The organism is Streptomyces sp. NPDC059649 (assembly GCF_042734445.1).
In the GTDB taxonomy this organism is placed as follows: Bacteria; Actinomycetota; Actinomycetes; order Streptomycetales; family Streptomycetaceae; genus Streptomyces.
On record NZ_JBHWDV010000019.1, the window covers coordinates 61,394 to 77,838 of the forward strand.

At 72.0% G+C, this 16,445-nt stretch carries 16 protein-coding genes; 12 read left to right on the top strand and 4 right to left on the bottom strand.

The annotated features are described in order from the left end of the window. Positions 1–26: 26 nt before the first annotated feature. The 5 genes from ACFV1J_RS20845 (at position 27) to ACFV1J_RS20865 (ending at position 5,525) form a co-directional block, all read left to right on the top strand. Entirely contained in the window at positions 27–1,043 is a 1,017-nt protein-coding gene (locus ACFV1J_RS20845) for a sugar-binding transcriptional regulator (RefSeq protein ID WP_385860213.1), read from the top strand. A 162-nt stretch (positions 1,044–1,205) separates the two neighbouring features. After that, on the top strand, positions 1,206–1,667 hold the full coding sequence (locus ACFV1J_RS20850; RefSeq protein ID WP_385860215.1) for a barstar family protein: 462 nt from the start codon (positions 1,206–1,208) through the stop codon (positions 1,665–1,667). A gap of 110 nt (positions 1,668–1,777) precedes the next feature. Beyond that, the gene (locus tag ACFV1J_RS20855) at positions 1,778–3,241 is read left to right on the top strand and encodes a GuaB1 family IMP dehydrogenase-related protein (RefSeq protein ID WP_385860217.1); all 1,464 of its coding nucleotides are present in this window, start codon (positions 1,778–1,780) and stop codon (positions 3,239–3,241) included. 336 nt (positions 3,242–3,577) lie between these two features. After that, complete coding sequence (locus ACFV1J_RS20860; protein WP_385860219.1) at positions 3,578–5,059, top strand: amino acid permease; 1,482 nt, start codon at positions 3,578–3,580, stop codon at positions 5,057–5,059. Between the two features lie 10 nt (positions 5,060–5,069). Next, the gene (locus ACFV1J_RS20865; protein ID WP_030412031.1) at positions 5,070–5,525 is read left to right on the top strand and encodes an Lrp/AsnC family transcriptional regulator; all 456 of its coding nucleotides are present in this window, start codon (positions 5,070–5,072) and stop codon (positions 5,523–5,525) included. Positions 5,526–5,551: 26 nt separating this feature from the next. On the opposite strand, the gene ACFV1J_RS20870 is transcribed toward ACFV1J_RS20865, so the two are convergent. Both ACFV1J_RS20870 and ACFV1J_RS20875 read right to left on the bottom strand, forming a co-directional pair. Then, entirely contained in the window at positions 5,552–6,100 is a 549-nt protein-coding gene (locus tag ACFV1J_RS20870; RefSeq protein ID WP_385860222.1) for a nuclear transport factor 2 family protein, read from the bottom strand. A gap of 34 nt (positions 6,101–6,134) precedes the next feature. After that, positions 6,135–6,281, bottom strand: coding sequence for a hypothetical protein (locus ACFV1J_RS20875; protein ID WP_385860224.1), 147 nt, complete (start codon positions 6,279–6,281; stop codon positions 6,135–6,137). A gap of 184 nt (positions 6,282–6,465) precedes the next feature. On the opposite strand from ACFV1J_RS20875, the gene ACFV1J_RS20880 reads away from it, so the two are divergent. From ACFV1J_RS20880 to ACFV1J_RS20895, 4 genes are all read left to right on the top strand, one after another. Further along, complete coding sequence (locus ACFV1J_RS20880) at positions 6,466–7,419, top strand: LysR family transcriptional regulator (RefSeq protein ID WP_385860227.1); 954 nt, start codon at positions 6,466–6,468, stop codon at positions 7,417–7,419. Positions 7,420–7,546: 127 nt separating this feature from the next. Continuing rightward, positions 7,547–8,344, top strand: a complete 798-nt coding sequence (locus ACFV1J_RS20885) for a carbon-nitrogen hydrolase family protein (RefSeq protein ID WP_385860228.1) — start codon at positions 7,547–7,549, stop codon at positions 8,342–8,344. A gap of 64 nt (positions 8,345–8,408) precedes the next feature. Further along, positions 8,409–10,100, top strand: coding sequence for a flavin monoamine oxidase family protein (locus tag ACFV1J_RS20890; RefSeq protein ID WP_385860230.1), 1,692 nt, complete (start codon positions 8,409–8,411; stop codon positions 10,098–10,100). Positions 10,101–10,216: 116 nt separating this feature from the next. After that, positions 10,217–10,906 (top strand): hypothetical protein, encoded by a 690-nt coding sequence (locus ACFV1J_RS20895; RefSeq protein WP_385860232.1) that lies wholly within the window; start codon positions 10,217–10,219, stop codon positions 10,904–10,906. 32 nt (positions 10,907–10,938) lie between these two features. Here the strand turns inward: ACFV1J_RS20895 and ACFV1J_RS20900 are convergent, their stop codons facing one another. Continuing rightward, the gene (locus tag ACFV1J_RS20900) at positions 10,939–11,868 is read right to left on the bottom strand and encodes an LLM class F420-dependent oxidoreductase (RefSeq protein WP_385860234.1); all 930 of its coding nucleotides are present in this window, start codon (positions 11,866–11,868) and stop codon (positions 10,939–10,941) included. Positions 11,869–11,989: 121 nt separating this feature from the next. After that, entirely contained in the window at positions 11,990–12,721 is a 732-nt protein-coding gene (locus ACFV1J_RS20905; protein WP_385860236.1) for a DUF5995 family protein, read from the bottom strand. Positions 12,722–12,918: 197 nt separating this feature from the next. On the opposite strand from ACFV1J_RS20905, the gene ACFV1J_RS20910 reads away from it, so the two are divergent. From ACFV1J_RS20910 to ACFV1J_RS20920, 3 genes are all read left to right on the top strand, one after another. Next, on the top strand, positions 12,919–13,383 hold the full coding sequence (locus ACFV1J_RS20910; RefSeq protein ID WP_385860238.1) for a phospholipase: 465 nt from the start codon (positions 12,919–12,921) through the stop codon (positions 13,381–13,383). 223 nt (positions 13,384–13,606) lie between these two features. Continuing rightward, the gene (locus tag ACFV1J_RS20915; RefSeq protein ID WP_385860240.1) at positions 13,607–15,004 is read left to right on the top strand and encodes a uracil-xanthine permease family protein; all 1,398 of its coding nucleotides are present in this window, start codon (positions 13,607–13,609) and stop codon (positions 15,002–15,004) included. Positions 15,005–15,073: 69 nt separating this feature from the next. Further along, the gene (locus ACFV1J_RS20920; protein ID WP_385860242.1) at positions 15,074–16,384 is read left to right on the top strand and encodes a sensor histidine kinase; all 1,311 of its coding nucleotides are present in this window, start codon (positions 15,074–15,076) and stop codon (positions 16,382–16,384) included. Positions 16,385–16,445: the final 61 nt, after the last annotated feature.

The window sequence follows — 16,445 nt, forward strand, 5'->3', positions numbered from 1 at the left end:
TGGTAGCCAGCCGCCCACAGTCCGGAATGGGCCCTGCCGAGCTGGTGCAGGCCGCGGCCATGGCCCGCCGTTTCTATCTTGAGGGCAAGTCGAAGATCCAGATCGCGGAGGAGTTCGGCGTCAGCCGGTTCAAGGTCGCCCGGGTGCTGGAGACGGCACTGGAGCGGGATCTCGTACGGATCGAGATCCGGGTGCCCTCCGAGCTGGACGCCGAGCGCTCCGACGCGCTGCGGGCCCGCTACGGCCTGCGGCACGCCGTGGTCGTCGAGTCGCCCGCGGACGCTCCCCCCGCCTTCGGCGGCCAGACCGCGCCCGACGACGCCGCGGACCCGGAGAACCTCGGTGAGGTCGCCGCCGACCTGCTCGGCGAGCTGGTCACCGAGGGCGATGTGCTCGGGCTCGCCTGGGGCCGTTCGACCATCCACATGGCGGCCGCGCTGCACCGGCTGCCGCCCTGCACGGTCGTCCAGCTGACCGGTGTCTACGACGCGGGCACCGCCGACCGCGGCTCGGTCGAGGCGGTGCGCCGCGCGGCCGACGTCGCCGGCGGCGAGGCCCACCCGATCTACGCGCCGATGCTGCTGCCCGACTCGGCGACCGCCGAGGCGCTGCGCCGGCAGACCGGTATCGCCCGCGCCTTCGACTACTTCGACAAGGTCACCGTCGCCTGCGTCTCCATCGGCTCCTGGGAGCCGGGCGTCTCCACGGTCTACGACATGCTGTCCGAGCAGGAGCGCGAGCACTACGCCTCGCTGGGCGCGGCCGCCGAGATGTCCGCGCACCTCTTCGACGCCGAGGGCCGCCGGATCGGCCGCGACCTGGGCGAGCGGTGCATCACCGTCGAGGCGGACCGGCTGCGCCGGATCCCGGAGGTCGTCGCCATCGCGGGCGGCCGGCGCAAGGCCGCGGCGATCGGCGCGGTGCTGCGCTCCGGGCTCGTCACGAGCCTGGTCACGGACACCGCGGCGGCCGACCACCTGCTGCTGGAGACCGGCCCCGGGCCGCGTCCCGCGCTGGACCGGGCGGATCCCGACGGGTCGTGAGCCCGGCCGCCGCCGGCCGGCCGCACCACCCGGCCGCCACCGGCGGGCGGGCCGGGCGGGCCTGTGACAGCATCGGCCCATGGTGATCCGCCCCGTCCCGCGCCGTGCCGCCGCCGTCGGCGGGCCGTTTCCCCACCCCCGCCCTTCCCGGGCGGTACGGCGATGACCGGGCCCACCGAGCCGGTGGCCGTGCCGCGGCCGCTCGCGGCGGTGCTCGACGGGCGGACGCCGCCCGGGGTGTTGCCCTGGCCCGCCGACCGGCCGGTGGCCGAGGCGCTGGCCGCGGCGCGGGACGCCGGCTGGACCGGCGCGGTGCTGGGACTGGAGGGCGTCGCGGACAAGGCCGCCTTCATGGACCGGTGCGCCGGCGCGCTGCGGCTGCCCGACTGGTTCGGCCGCAACTGGGACGCGCTCGCCGACTGCCTGACCGACCTGTCCTGGTGCCCGGCCGGCCGCGGCCGGCTGCTGGCCGTCACGGGCTGGCAGGGCTATGCGGCCGCCGCACCCGAGGACTGGGCCGTGGTGGAGTCCGTCCTGGCGGACGCGGTGGGCTTCTGGCGCGACACTGGCACCGGGCTCGCGGTGGTCCTGGCCAGGGGCCGGAGCCGCCGGGAAGCGCCCTGACACCGGGCCGGTCGGTGGCTCCCGGGCCCCTTTGGCGGATCGCACAGATGGCCCGGTCCGGGGCTAGGACATTCGTATGAGCCCTGGTCAGGGCCCGTATCCTGGGCTATATGCGATTCCTGAATCCGAAGAACGGCGCGCTCGAAGAGAGTTCTTCGGTGCCCTACGACCTGACCTACGACGATGTGTTCATGGTGCCCGGCCGCTCCGCCGTGGGCTCCCGCCAGGGCGTCGATCTGGCCACGCCCGACGGGACGGGAACGACGATCCCGCTCGTGGTCGCCAACATGACGGCGATCGCCGGCCGCCGGATGGCCGAGACCGTCGCCCGCCGTGGTGGCCTGGTCGTCATCCCGCAGGACATCCCGATCGACGTCGTCACCGACGTCGTGACCTGGGTCAAGCGCCGCCATCTGGTACTGGACACGCCGATCGTGCTGTCCCCGGTGGCGACCGTCGCGGACGCCCTGGCGCTGCTGCCCAAGCGGGCGCACGGCGCGGGCGTCGTCGTCGAGGGCGGCCGCCCGGTCGGCATCGTCACCGAGCACGACCTGGCCGGGGTGGACCGCTTCACCCAGGTCGCCGAGGTCATGTCCAAGGACCTGCTGGTCTTCGACGCGGACATCGACCCGCGGGAGGCCTTCAACCGCCTCGACGCCGCCAACCGCAAGCTCGCGCCCGCGGTCGACGCCGACGGCATGCTGGTCGGCGTGCTGACCCGCAAGGGCGCGCTGCGCGCCACCCTCTACACCCCCGCCACCGACGCCAACGGCAAGCTGCGGATCGCCGCCGCGGTCGGCATCAACGGCGACGTGGCCGGCAAGGCCAAGGCGCTGCTGGAGGCCGGTGTGGACACGCTCGTCGTGGACACCGCGCACGGCCACCAGGAGAGCATGATCAGTGCGATCAAGGCGGTCCGGGCGCTGGACCCGCAGGTCCCGATCGTGGCGGGCAACATCGTCGCCGCCGAGGGCGTGCGCGACCTGATCGAGGCCGGCGCGGACATCATCAAGGTCGGGGTCGGCCCCGGCGCGATGTGCACCACCCGGATGATGACCGGCGTCGGCCGGCCGCAGTTCTCCGCGGTGCTGGAGTGCGCCGCCGAGGCGAAGAAGTACGGCAAGCACGTCTGGGCCGACGGCGGCGTGCGGCACCCCCGCGACGTCGCCATGGCGCTGGCCGCCGGTGCGTCCAACGTCATGATCGGCTCCTGGTTCGCCGGCACCCTGGAGTCGCCCGGTGACCTCCAGCACACCGCCGACGGCCGCCCGTACAAGGAGAGCTTCGGCATGGCCTCCGCGCGTGCGGTGCAGCGCCGGACCAGCGAGGAGTCGTCCTACGACCGGGCCCGCAAGGCGCTCTTCGAGGAGGGCATCTCGCACTCGCGGATGTTCATCGACCAGGCCCGCCCCGGCGTCGAGGACCTGATCGACTCGATCATCGCGGGCGTCCGCAGCTCCTGCACGTACGCGGGTGCGGCCACCCTGGAGGAGTTCGCCGAGAAGGCCGTGGTCGGGGTGCAGAGCGCCGCCGGCTACGCCGAGGGCAAGCCGCTGCACGACAGCTGGAACTGACCCGCGACGGGCCGCTCACGGCCCTGGGGAATGCCTGACCGGCCCCGCACCGACCCGGTGCGGGGCCGGTTTGCGTTTCCGGGGTCTTACGGGGTTTCCTGACGCAACGGCGCAACGATCCACCGTCCGGGTCGCCGGTGCGCAACGATCAGCCGTGATTGCGCAAGGAACCTGCATTACGGCAGTTCAGCGGCGCCCCGTAAGGTCTGCGTCAGTACGTGGAGTGGCGGAGACCGCCTGCTCGGCGGTCTCCCGCACGGGGTGTTTCGGCATGCCCGTTTCCTGACCGCCGCCGGTCGCCGTCACCTGACAGGCAGCGAAGAAGGAGCCCTCCCAGTGTTGGAGCACGGCGCAGCCCCGCCCGCAGGGGCCAGCGACACCCGGCCGCCCTCTCCCGGCGGCCCCGGCGGCCTCGGCGGCCGGCTGATGCGGCGCAAGCCGGTCGAGCGGCTGGTCGCCGAGGGCGGGAAGGGGCAGGGCGGTGAGCTCCGCCGCTCGATGGGCGTCTGGCAGCTGACCATGATCAGCATCGGTGCCACCCTCGGCACCGGCATTTTCGTGGTGCTCGGCAACGCGGTCCCGGCAGCCGGCCCCGCGGTCATCATCTCGTTCGTGATCGCCGGCATCACCGCGCTGTTCTCGGCGCTGTCCTACGCGGAGCTGGCCGGCACCATCCCGGTCTCCGGCTCCTCGTACTCCTACGCCTACGCCACCCTCGGCGAGCTGGTCGCCTGGGTCTGCGGCTGGTGCCTGATCCTGGAGTACGGCGTCTCGGTCGCGGCCGTCGCGGTGGGCTGGGGGCAGTACCTCAACGAGCTGCTCGCCGGCACGTTCGGCTTCACCCTCCCCGACGCGCTGTCCCAGCCGCCCGGCGACGGCGGCTACTTCAACCTGCCGGCGCTGCTGGTGGTGCTGCTCGCCATGGCGTTCCTGCTGGGCGGTGCCAAGGAGAGCGCCCGGGCCAACACCATCATGGTGCTGGTCAAGATCGCCGCGCTGCTGCTGTTCTGCGGCGTCGCCTTCCAGGGCATCAAGTCCGGCAACTACGCCAACTTCATGCCGATGGGCATGGCCGGCGTGAGCGCCGCGGGCGCCACCCTGTTCTTCTCGTACATCGGCTTCGACGCGGCCTCCACGGCCGGCGAGGAGGCCAAGGACCCGCAGCGCGACCTGCCCCGCGCGATCATGCTCTCGCTGATCATCGTCACCGCGCTGTACTGCCTGGTCGCGGCGATCGCCGTGGGCGCGATGCCGTGGCAGAAGTTCGAGGGTTCCGAGGCCGCGCTGGCCGGGATCATGAAGTCGGTCACCGGGCAGAGCTGGTGGGCCGTGCTGCTCGCGTTCGGCGCGGTCATCGCCATCGCCAGCGTCGTGCTGACCGTGCTCTACGGCCAGACCCGCATCCTGTTCGCGATGTCCCGCGACGGCCTGGTGCCCAAGGCGTTCGCCAAGGTGCACGCCAAGAGCGGGGTGCCGCGGGTCAACACCGTGATCGTCTCGCTGTTCTGCGGCGTGCTCGCCGCCGCGGTGCCGCTCGGTCAGCTGGCCGACGCCACCAGCATCGGCACGCTCTTCGCGTTCGCGCTGGTCAACGTGGCGGTGATCGTGCTGCGCCGGACCCGGCCGGAGATGAAGCGCACCTTCCGTACGCCGCTCTCCCCGCTGTTCCCGGCGATCGGCTTCCTGCTCTGCCTCTGGATGATGTACAGCCTGGAGGCGGTGACCTGGGTGGTCTTCGGTGTCTGGATGGTCGTGGGCCTTGTGGTCTACTTCGGTTACGGCTTGCGCCGCTCCCGATTGGCCACGTCAGAGAAGTGATCCACCCGCAGTGCGACTGAACGATCTCGACGAACGCATCGTCCACGCCCTCGCCGAGGACGCCCGCCGCAGCTATGCCGACATCGGCCAGGAGGTCGGGCTGTCCGCCCCGGCCGTCAAGCGCCGGGTGGACCGGCTGCGGGCCGACGGCGCGATCACCGGCTTCACCGTACGGGTGGACCCGGCCGCGCTCGGCTGGGAGACCGAGGGGTTCATCGAGATCTACTGCCGCCGGAACACCTCGCCCGAGGCGATCCACCGCGGTCTGTCGCGCTATCCGGAAGTGGCGTCCGCCTCCACCGTCACCGGTGAGGCGGACGCCCTGGTCCAGGTCTTCGCGTCCGACATGCGGCACTTCGAGCGGGTGCTGGAGCGGATCGCGGGCGAGCCGTTCGTGGAACGGACCAAGTCCGTGCTGGTGCTCTCCCCGCTGCTCCGCCGCTACGGCTCGGGCGCGCCCCGCTAGGGCAGAGTCCCCGCCCAGCGGTGGCCTCAGGCCTCCGCGCCCAGGTCCGCCGGCACCCGCGGCGGGGTGCCGCGGGTCCAGACGATCCGCAGCGACGAGGCGGCGATCCGCCAGCCGTCCGCGGTCCGCACCAGCGTGCTGTCGGTGTGACCGGCCGAGACGAAGACGTCCTCCGAGCCGTCGGCGAGGACATGGGTGCTCAGCTGGGCGCCGCGCACGGTGGCCCGGTCCCCGTCGATCTCGATGACGGGGTTCGTGCCCAGGTGCACGGTCCGGTCGAACAGGGCCATCCCGGCGCGGACGCGGGCCAGCAGGGCGTTGCGGCCGTGGACCGTGCCGATCGGCATCTCGGCGGTGACGTCCTCGGTGTGGAAGGCGCGCGCCCACTCCTCGTCGAACCGCCCCTCGTCGAGGGAGCGCAGATAGCGGTCCATCAGGTCGCCGATCTCGGCCCGGTCGGTCAGGTACTGGAGCTGGTACCGCATCGCTTCGGTGCTCATCGCTTCGGTGGTCGTGGCGTCGGTGGTCGTGGCTGCGTTGGTCATGGCCGCGGTGGTCATCGTTTCGCTGGTCATGCCGCCGAGCCTGCTACCTCAATCGGACTTGAGGTCAAGCCCCGGGGCGGCCGGCGCGCGGACGGGTCCGCAGACCGGCCACCGTGACGATCCCGACCACCCGCACCACGCCCGCCGCGATCCGGCGGCCCGGCGCGGTGGCCTCGGTGAACGCGGTGGCCTCGGTGAACGCGGTGGCCATCGCGGCGCCGTGCCCGGCGTCGCCCCCCAACTCCCGTGCCGCGCCTGCCCGGTGGCATGCGCAGGGAACCGGACGGAGAGGGGGGAGAGGGCGGAGGGGACGGAGAGGGCGGAGACAGGGGCGAGGGCAGGGGCGGGGCGGTAATGTCCCGGTGAATTGACCTCAAGTGCAAGGTGTGACCTCCATGATTGCGCGAAACGCAAACATCGACCTCAACCTGCTGACCGCCCTCGACGCCCTGCTCGAGGAGGAGAGCGTCACCGCGGCCGCCGACCGTCTTGGGCTCTCCGGGCCGGCCATGAGCCGTGCCCTCGGCCGGATCCGCCGCACCCTCGGCGACCCCGTCCTCGTCCGCGCCGGCCGCCACATGGTCCCCACCCCGCGCGCCCTGGAGATCAGGGCCGAGGTGCGCCGGCTGGTGGACGGCGCCCACAGCCTGCTCGCCCCCGTCACCCCCGCCGACCCGGCGCAGCTGGTCCGGGCCTTCACCCTCAGCGCCAACGACCTCTTCGTCACCGCCATGGGCCCGCGCCTGGTCGCCCGGGTCGCCGAGGAGGCCCCGCAGGTCGTGCTGCGCTTCCTCGGCGAGAGCCACGTCGACCTGCCGCTGCTGCGGGACGGCGCCGCGGACCTGGAACTCGGGGTGATCGACAGCACCGAACCGGAGATCCGCACCGAGGAACTGTTCACCGACCGCGGGGTCGCGGTGGTCCGGGCCGGGCACCCGCTGACCGAGGGCCGGCTCACCGCCCGCCGCTACGCCGATGCGCCGCACCTCAACTTCACCCGCCGCGGCCGGCTCACCGGCCCCATCGACACCGCGCTGGCCGCCCTCGGGCTGCGCCGCAAGGTGATCGCCACCGTCCCCACCTTCGCCGCCTCGTTGATGATGGTCCGCGACACCGACGCGGTCGGCTTCGCGGGCGAGGTGATCGCCGCCTCGACGGTCCGCGCACTGGGCCTGCGCACCCTGCCCATCCCGCTCGAACTGCCGACCATGAACATGGCGATGGCCTGGCACCCCCGCCAGGAGGCGGACGCCGGCCATGTCTGGCTGCGCGGGCTCGTCCGCCGGGTGGTCACGGAAACGATCGCCGCCGGACCCGCGCCGGAGGCCGCGCGACACCCGGCGCAATGAATCGCCGCGGAGGCGCTTGAACGCGCAATGAATCGTCCCGCGGCACGCAACGGTGGCGCCTTGTCCGGAATCGTCACCGCCCCGTACCGTCATTTCGTCCCGCCCGAACCGTCCGCCGAGGGGTCCCATGACATCGCTGCACACCGCCCTGCTCCAGAGTTCGGGCCGGCCCGGCGATGTCGCCCACAATCTGCGGGTACTGGAGGACGCGGCCCGCGCGGCCGCCGCTCAGGGCGCCGGGCTGCTCGCCGCGCCCGAGATGTTCCTCACCGGCTACGCCATCGGCGCCGACGTGCCCAAGCTCGCCGAGCCCGCCGACGGCCCGTCCGCGGACGCGGTCGCCCGGATCGCCGCCGACCACGGCCTGGCGATCGCCTACGGCTTCCCCGAGCGGGACGGCGACACGGTCTACAACGCGGTCCAGCTGATCGACGCCGACGGAGCGCGCCTCGCCACGTACCGCAAGACCCATCTCTTCGGCTGCTTCGAGCGCGAGTGGTTCACGCCGGGCGACCAGCCGGTCGTCCAGGCCGAGCTCGGCGGCCTCCGCGTCGGCCTGATGATCTGCTACGACGTGGAGTTCCCGGAGAACGTCCGGGCGCACGCGCTGGCCGGCACCGATCTGCTGCTGGTGCCCACCGCGCAGATGCACCCCTTCCAGTTCGTCGCCGAATCGCTGGTGCCGGTCCGCGCCTTCGAGAACCAGATGTACGTCGCGTACGTCAACCGCACCGGCCCGGAAGGGGAGTTCGAGTTCGTCGGGCTCTCCACGCTCGTCGGCCCGGACGGCGTCGCCCGGGCCCGCGCCGGCCGCGGCGAGGAGCTGGTCTCCGCCGAGGTCGACCCGGCGTTCCTCGCCGCCTCCCGCGAGACCAACCCCTATCTGCGCGACCGCCGCCCGGAGCTGTACGCGTCCCTCGTCTGACCCTCCCCCCACCGCCCCGCCCACGCCGCATCGTCAGCTTCCCCCTGCAAGGAGTCCGTACCCCATGACGTCCACGGTGCCCCCCGCCGTCCCGCACACCGACGCGCAGCCGCCGATCACCATGTTCGGCCCGGACTTCCCGTACGCGTACGACGACTTCCTCGCCCACCCCGCGGGCCTCGGCCAGATACCGGCGACCGAGCACGGCACCGAGGTCGCGATCATCGGCGGCGGCCTCTCCGGCATCGTCACCGCCTACGAGCTGATGAAGATGGGCCTCAAGCCCGTCGTGTACGAGGCGGACCAGATCGGCGGCCGGCTGCGCACCGTGGGCTTCGACGGCTGCGACGACTCGCTCAACTGCGAGCTGGGCGCGATGCGGTTTCCGCCGTCCTCGACGGCGCTGCAGCACTACATCGACATGGTGGGCCTGGAGACCAAGCCCTTCCCCAACCCCCTCGCCGAGTCCACCCCGTCCACCGTCGTGGACCTCAAGGGCGAGTCGCACTACGCCGAGACGATCGACGACCTGCCGCAGGTCTACCGGGACGTCGCCGAGGCTTGGAACAAGTGCCTGGACGAGGGCGCCGACTTCTCCGACATGAACCAGGCCATGCGCGAGCGGGACGTCCCGCGCATCCGCGAGATCTGGGCGAAGCTCGTCGAGAAGCTCGACAACCAGACCTTCTACGGCTTCCTCTGCGACTCCGAGGCCTTCAAGTCCTTCCGCCACCGCGAGATCTTCGGCCAGGTCGGCTTCGGCACCGGCGGCTGGGACACCGACTTCCCCAACTCCATCCTGGAGATCCTGCGCGTCGTCTACACCGAGGCCGACGACCACCACCGCGGCATCGTCGGCGGCTCCCAGCAGCTGCCGCTGCGCCTCTGGGAGCGTGAGCCGGCCAAGATCGTGCACTGGGCCCAGGGCACCTCGCTGTCGTCGCTGCACGACGGCACGCCCCGCCCGGCCGTGACCCGGCTGCACCGCACCGCCGGCAACCGCGTCACCGTCACCGACGCCTCCGGCGACATCCGCTCCTACAAGGCGGTCGTCTTCACCGCCCAGTCCTGGATGCTGCTGTCCAAGATCGCCTGTGACGACGAGCTGTTCCCGATCGACCACTGGACGGCGATCGAGCGCACCCACTACATGGAGTCGTCCAAGCTCTTCGTCCCCGTCGACCGGCCGTTCTGGCTGGACAAGGACGAGGACACCGGCCGCGACGTGATGTCCATGACGCTGACCGACCGGATGACCCGCGGGACCTACCTGCTGGACAACGGCCCCGACCGGCCGGCCGTCATCTGCCTCTCGTACACCTGGTGCGACGACAGCCTCAAGTGGCTGCCGCTGGACGCCAACGAGCGGATGGAGGTCATGCTGAAGTCGCTCGGCGAGATCTATCCGAAGGTCGACATCCGCAAGCACATCATCGGCAACCCGGTCACCGTCTCCTGGGAGAACGAGCCCTACTTCATGGGCGCGTTCAAGGCCAACCTGCCCGGCCACTACCGCTACCAGCGGCGGCTGTTCACCCACTTCATGCAGGACCGCCTCCCCGAGGACAAGCGCGGCATCTTCCTCGCCGGTGACGACATCTCCTGGACCGCCGGCTGGGCCGAGGGCGCCATCCAGACCGCGCTGAACGCGGTCTGGGGCGTGATGCACCACCTCGGCGGCACGACGGACGCCGCCAACCCGGGCCCGGGCGACGTCTACGACGAGATCGCCCCGGTCGAACTGCCCGAGGACTGACCCCGGTTCGGTCTCCTCCCCTGAGGGCCCTCCAGAAGGGAGGGCCCTCAGCCATGCGCGGACCCGCCTCTTATGATCAGCGGAAAACGCTGAGCACCAACGGGGGAGACGGAACCTTGGCAACGACGAACCGGCCGGGACGGCGCGCGGCCCTGGCGGCCGTGATGATCACCGGTGTGCTGTGCGCCGGCCTCACCGGCTGCGGGGACACCGGCGACAAGAGCGGCGCGGGCGGCAAGGGCGGCGGCTCCGCCGCCAAGCCCCGGCCCAGCAGCCCGGCGCCCGGCAAGTCCTCCGGCACACCGGACTCCGCCACCGTGCTGACCGACAAGGACCAGGTCAAGAACGCCCTTCCGGACCTCGGGGCGATGGGCGGCCTGCAGGGCGTGAGCGGTGACGTCACGACCGCGGACGGGCACCTCAACTGCCCGAGCCCGCGGTCCTGCAAGGGGCAGTGGTTCGGGCACGACAAGTTCGCCCTGTCCGGCGGCACCCACTACGTCAACTTCCAGATCACGACGTACCGGACCCGGCAGGACGCCAAGGACGGGCTGAAGCGCGAGGCCGGCAGGTACCCCACGCTGTCGAAGCCCGTCTTCGGCAACGAGAGCCGGGCCTACACCAGGAACGGCGGCGGGCTGGACGGCGAGTACGTCACCATGCGGGTCGGCACGGTGGTCGCCACCACCTTCGTGGAGGGCGGCGCGGCCGAGCCGATGCTGACGCAGGGGGCCAGGATGTTCGCCGAGCGGATCGCCCAGGTCGAGGCCGGGCGCAAGGCCACCGCGACGCTGCCCCAATACTGAGCACGCGGGCCCGGCCGGGGCCCGGGAAAGCCCTACACCCCGGCCGCCCGCGCCGCCGCGTACACCTCCGCGGCGAGGTCCTTCAGCTCCTCGGCGTCCCGGGCCCGGCCCTGCAGATCGATCAGGATCTCCTCCACGCCCACCGCGGCGTGCGCGGCGAGGTCCTCGACGATCTGCGCCACGCTGCCCTGGAACGGCTTGCGCCCCGGGCCCTCGTACGGAGCGCCGGTGTGCTCGGTGTTCACCCGCAGCACGCTCTGCACCGGCTCCGTGCGGCCCCGTTCGGCGGCCAGCTCCTGCAGCCGCTTCCACTGCGCGGCGAGCTGCTCGGCGCCCGTGCCGACCGGCATCCAGCCGTCCGCCCGGTCCACCAGCCGGCGCAGCGCCCGCGGGCTGTTGGCGGGCAGCAGGATCGGCATCGGCCCCTTCGGCTTCGGCCCGACCTCGGACGGGGCGATGGTGGTCAGCTCCCCTTCGTACGCCACCGGGTCCGGGCCCCACACCGCGCGGCAGACGTCGATCAGCTCGTCGAGGACCTTCCCGCGCCGCTCGAACGGGGCGACCGCGGCGGCCGCGTACTCGTCCAGCGACCAGCCGGTGCCCAGGCCCGCGACCACCCGGCCGCCGCTCGCCGCGTCCAGCGAGGCCAGTCCGCGGGCCAGCTGGAAGGGCACGTGCAGCGGGGCGACCAGCACGCTGGTGCCCAGCCGGGCCCGCCGGGTGGCGCCCGCGGCCAGCGCCAGCGTGACCAGCGGATCGGCGACCGAGCGGTACTGATCGGGCCAGGGCAGCCCCGGGATGCCGTACAGGCCCTGGGTGGCGGGTTCCGGGAACAGGATCCGCTCGAAGACCCACAGGCTCTGGTAGCCGGTCTCCTCCGCGGCCCGGGCCACGTCGGGAACGTCCCGTCCGATGTCGTACTGCCGCATCTGCGGAAGGCTCAGACCGAGTCGAATGGCCATGCCCGCACTCCTTCGTGTCAGGTGTCGCGTGGTGCGTGGTGCCGTGCCCTGATCCGTACGTCCGTCAACCTACCGTCGGCGCAAGGGAGTTCGCGCAACGGGCGGGTGACGGCGGGCGCGATCAGCCGGGCAGCGGGGTCAGCAGCATCCGGCCCACCAGACCGACGCCGGCGTCCAGCCGCTCGGTGAACTCCTCCGTCACCTCCGGCAGCCGGCGCACGCTCCACAGGGCGCGGGCCGCCACCCAGGCGCCGTCCCGGGCCTTGTCCAGGCTCCAGGAACCGATCAGATGGGTCAGCGGATCGGCGATGTCGAGGAGATCGGGGCCGGGCATCAGCTGCTCGCGGATCCGCTCCTCCAGGCTCGTCAGCACGCCGCCCACCCGGTCGAAGTCGCCCTCCAGCGCGGCCGGTTCGCACTCCAGCGCCCGGCAGGTGTCCAGCACGGCGAGCGCGAGATCGTGGCCGATGTGCGCATTGATCCCGGCCAGTGCGAACTGCAGCGGATGGACGCCGGGGTGGCGGCGCAGCTGGAACAGCGGGCGCCAGCAGGCCGGCGGCCGCAGCCCGCCGGCCGCCGCGTCCACCGCGTCGAAATAGCGCCGGGCGAACCGCACGTCGAGCTCCCCGGCGGCCGCCGGGTCCCGGAAACCGCCGTCACCGAGGCGCCGCGCCACCGCCTCGGTGACGGTCAGGTAGACGCCGTTGAAGACGGCCACGCCGTCCCCGGCGGGCAGCGCCGCGTCCAGCGCCCGCATTCGCGCCAGCACCCCGGCCACGTCGCCGGGCGGCGCCGGGCGGGGCGCCACGGCACCGATCCGACCCGGTTCGCCGGATTCCTGAGTCGTCGTCATCGGCCCAGCGTGACAGCTGCCTTACGGATATCCGGGTTTCCCGGGCGGTGTTGACCGGAACGGGGTAATAATCGGCGCGCCCTCTTGTGGCTCTCCGGAGAGTCGACAGAGCGGCAACGGCCTTTGAGAAACCCATATCTCTTCACGTTCCAGGAAGCGCCGCGGTGAACGAGGCGCAGAATTCCGGAGGTTGGCGCATGTCCCGAAGACGTTCCGCAGTACTCACCGCCCCGCTCCTGGCAATAGCGGCGCTGCTGACCGCAGCCGCCCCCGCGCCGGCCGCCCCGGCCGTGCCCGCCGACAAACCCCGGGTGCTGGCGAGCTGGACCCGGACCGACGCGGCCAGCTACACGCAGTGGGCCGCCGCCCGGGACCACCGGTCGAAATGGTCCGCGTACCGCTTCAACTGGGACACCGACTACTGCTCCAAGTCGCCGGACAACCCCCTCGGCTTTCCCTTTCACCTCCGCTGTGCGCGCCATGACTTCGGCTATCGCAACTACAAGCGGATGGGCACCTTCAAGGCGAACAAGGCGCGACTGGACAAGGCGCTCTACGAGGACCTGAAGCGGGTCTGCGGGCGCTACTCGGGCGCCCGCAAGGCCTCCTGCAGGGCGCTGGCCTGGACCTACTACCAGGCCGTGAAGAAGTACGGCCACTGAGGCCCGGGGTGCCCGGGGACCTCGTGGTACGGCGGAGCGCGAAGCTCGCAGGGGGCGTCCTTCCCCCTGGTCCTCGTCGTACGACGGGGTCCCCCGCCCGGCGGCGTGCGCGTACGGCAGCGGCGGCCGCCTCGGCCGGTGCGGTTTGTCCTGCGGCAGACGTTCGACTATGAATCACCTCGGCTCTGTGACGTGCAGGGCGTCGCAGATGTGGAGAGTGATCATGGCCCGCTTCGGGTGGCAGCTTCATGGGGACGGACGGCACCTGAAGCCGGGGGAGGTGGTCCGGCCCGGGGAGCGTCTGACCTGGGGCCGCACGATCGCGCTCGGCGCCCAGCACGTCGTCTCGATGATCGGCGCGTGTTTCGTCGCACCGGTGCTCATGGGGCTGGACCCCGGCCTCGCGCTGATGGCATCGGGTGTGGCCACCGTGCTCTTCCTGGTGATGACCCGCGGGCGCATTCCGAGCTATCTGGGATCGTCGCTCTCCTTCGTCGGCGTGTCCGCCGTGATCGCGGGCCAGGGTGGTGACGCCGGGACACTGACGGGGGCGATGCTCGTCGTGGGTGCCTCCCTGGCGGGCTGCGGAATCGTCATTCACCTTCTCGGGGCCCGGGTGATTCACGCGGTCCTTCCGCCCGTGGTGACCGGCGCGGTCGTGATGCTCATCGGTTTCAACCTCGCCCCCGTGACGGCATCCGTCTATTGGCCGCAGGATCAATGGACGGCGCTGGCGACCATGCTTTTCACCGGCCTCGCTCTGGTGGTTCTGCGGGGCTTCTGGTCGCGCATCGCCATCTTCCTCGGCCTGGTTTTCGGATACGCCCTGTCCTGGGTTCTCGACCGCACCGCTGGAATGATTCATTCCGCCAATGGCGCGGGGAAGGTGACCGACCACTGGCGCATCGACTTCTCCGGTGTGGAGAAGGCCGACTGGATCGGCCTTCCGGCCTTCCACGCACCGAATTTCTCGGCCTCCGCGATTCTCGTGGCGCTGCCCGTCCTGGTGGCGCTGGTCGCGGAGAACACCGGACACGTCAAGGCGGTCGGTGAAATGACCGGTGACCCCCTTGAGGACAAGATGGGCATGGCCATCGTCGCCGACGGCACGGCCACCGTCCTCTCCACCGCGGTCGGCGGCCCCGCCACCACGACGTACGCCGAGAACATCGGCGTGATGGCGGCCACCCGGGTCTACTCCACCGCCGCCTACTCCGCGGCGGCGGCCTTCGCGGTGCTGTTCGGACTCTGCCCGAAGTTCGGTGCGGTGGTGGCCGCGATCCCCGGTGGGGTGCTGGGCGGTATCACCGTCATCCTCTACGGGATGATCGGCCTGCTGGGCGCCCAGATCTGGATCCGGAACCGGGTGGACTTCACCGTGCCGCTGAACCTCATCCCCGCGGCGGCCGGCATCGTCATCGCCATCGGCGGCGTCTCGCTGAAGCTCACGGCCCACTTCGAACTCGGCGGCATCGCCCTCGGCACGCTCATCGTGCTGACCGGCTACCACTCCCTGCGCTGGCTCTCCACGGCCGCCGGCCGGCGCGGTATGCCGCTCCTCGACGCGGGGACCAGCGACTACGACGCGGCACCGGAAGAGGGCCCGAAAGAGGGGAGTTAGCTCCCCTGCGTCCGCGGGTGCCTCGGGGGATGCTTGATCCACCTACCGCTGACAGGAAACGAGGCGAAGATGAACGAGCACGGTTCCGAGGTGGGCCTGCGGCCCGGGTGGGGCGGGTCCGCCGCCCTGTTATGGCGAGGCGTGGTGCTGACCGGGCTGGCGCTGACCGAGGCCCTGCTCCTGGTCTGGGTCACCGTCGTGGTCTGCCTGGCCTGCATCGGCGTCGGCATCCCGCTGCTGGCCGGGGCGTTGGACACCGTGCGCGCCGACGCACGGCTCCAGCGCAGGCTCGCCCTGGAGTGGACGGGGGTGCGGGTGCCCGAGCCGTACGCCCCCGAACCCCACGGCCAGGCCCGGCCGTCGGGACTGCGCCGGGTGCACCGGATGATCGGCGACCCGGCCACCTGGCGTGACCTGCTCTGGCTGCTGATCAACCCCTGCATCGGACCGGTCCTGGCGCTGCTGCCCGCGGTGGCCCTCGTGCACGGACTGTTCGGGCTGGTCCTGCCCTTCATCTGGCAGCCCGTCGTGGAGAGTTGGGACAACACCTGGTTCCTCTTCCTGCCGGTGCAGAGCCTGCCCGCGGCGATCGGCGCCGCCGGGCTGGGCGTCGTGGAGATCGTCGTCTCGCTGGGCTATCTGCCCCGGCTGATGCTGCCGCTGCACGGCCGCTGGGTGCGTGCCGTACTGGGGACCTCCCGTACCGTGTTGTCGGCCCGCGTCGACCACCTGACGCACTCGCGGTCGGACGCCATGCGCATGCAGGCCGGGGAGATCCGCCGCATCGAGCGGGACCTGCACGACGGAGCGCAGGTGCGGCTGGTCGCCCTCGGCATGACACTGTCGGCGGCCGAGTCCCTGCTGGAGGAGAACCCGCAGGCGGCGCGCGCCCTGCTGCTGGCGGCCAAACAGGACTCCACCAAGACGCTCAACGAGATCCGGGACCTGGTCAACGGCGTCCACCCACCGGTGCTCGCCGACCGCGGTCTGGTCGACGCGGTCCGCACCCTCGCCCTCGGCATCCCGCTGAAGATCCAGGTCGCCGGATCGTTGCCGGGCCGGCTGCCGGAACCGGTCGAGTCCGCCGCGTACTTCTCCGTCGCCGAACTCCTCGCCAACGTCACCAAGCACGCGGGGGCCCGTGAGGCGCACGTCGACATCCGGCACGCCGACGGTGCGCTGCGCATCGCGGTGCACGACAACGGCGGGGGAGGGGCCGACCTGAAGAAGGGCAACGGCCTGAAGGGGGTCGAACGCCGGCTGGCGGTCTTCGACGGACCCCTCGCGATCACCAGCCCGGACGGCGGACCCACCACGGTGGCCTTCGAGATCCCCTGCGACATCGTCGACGCGAGCGACGACCGACCGGCGACGATGTGACGGTCGAGCCACGGGGAGCGGCCCCCGCACCACCGGGGGGCCCTTCCCGCCGGCCGAGCGA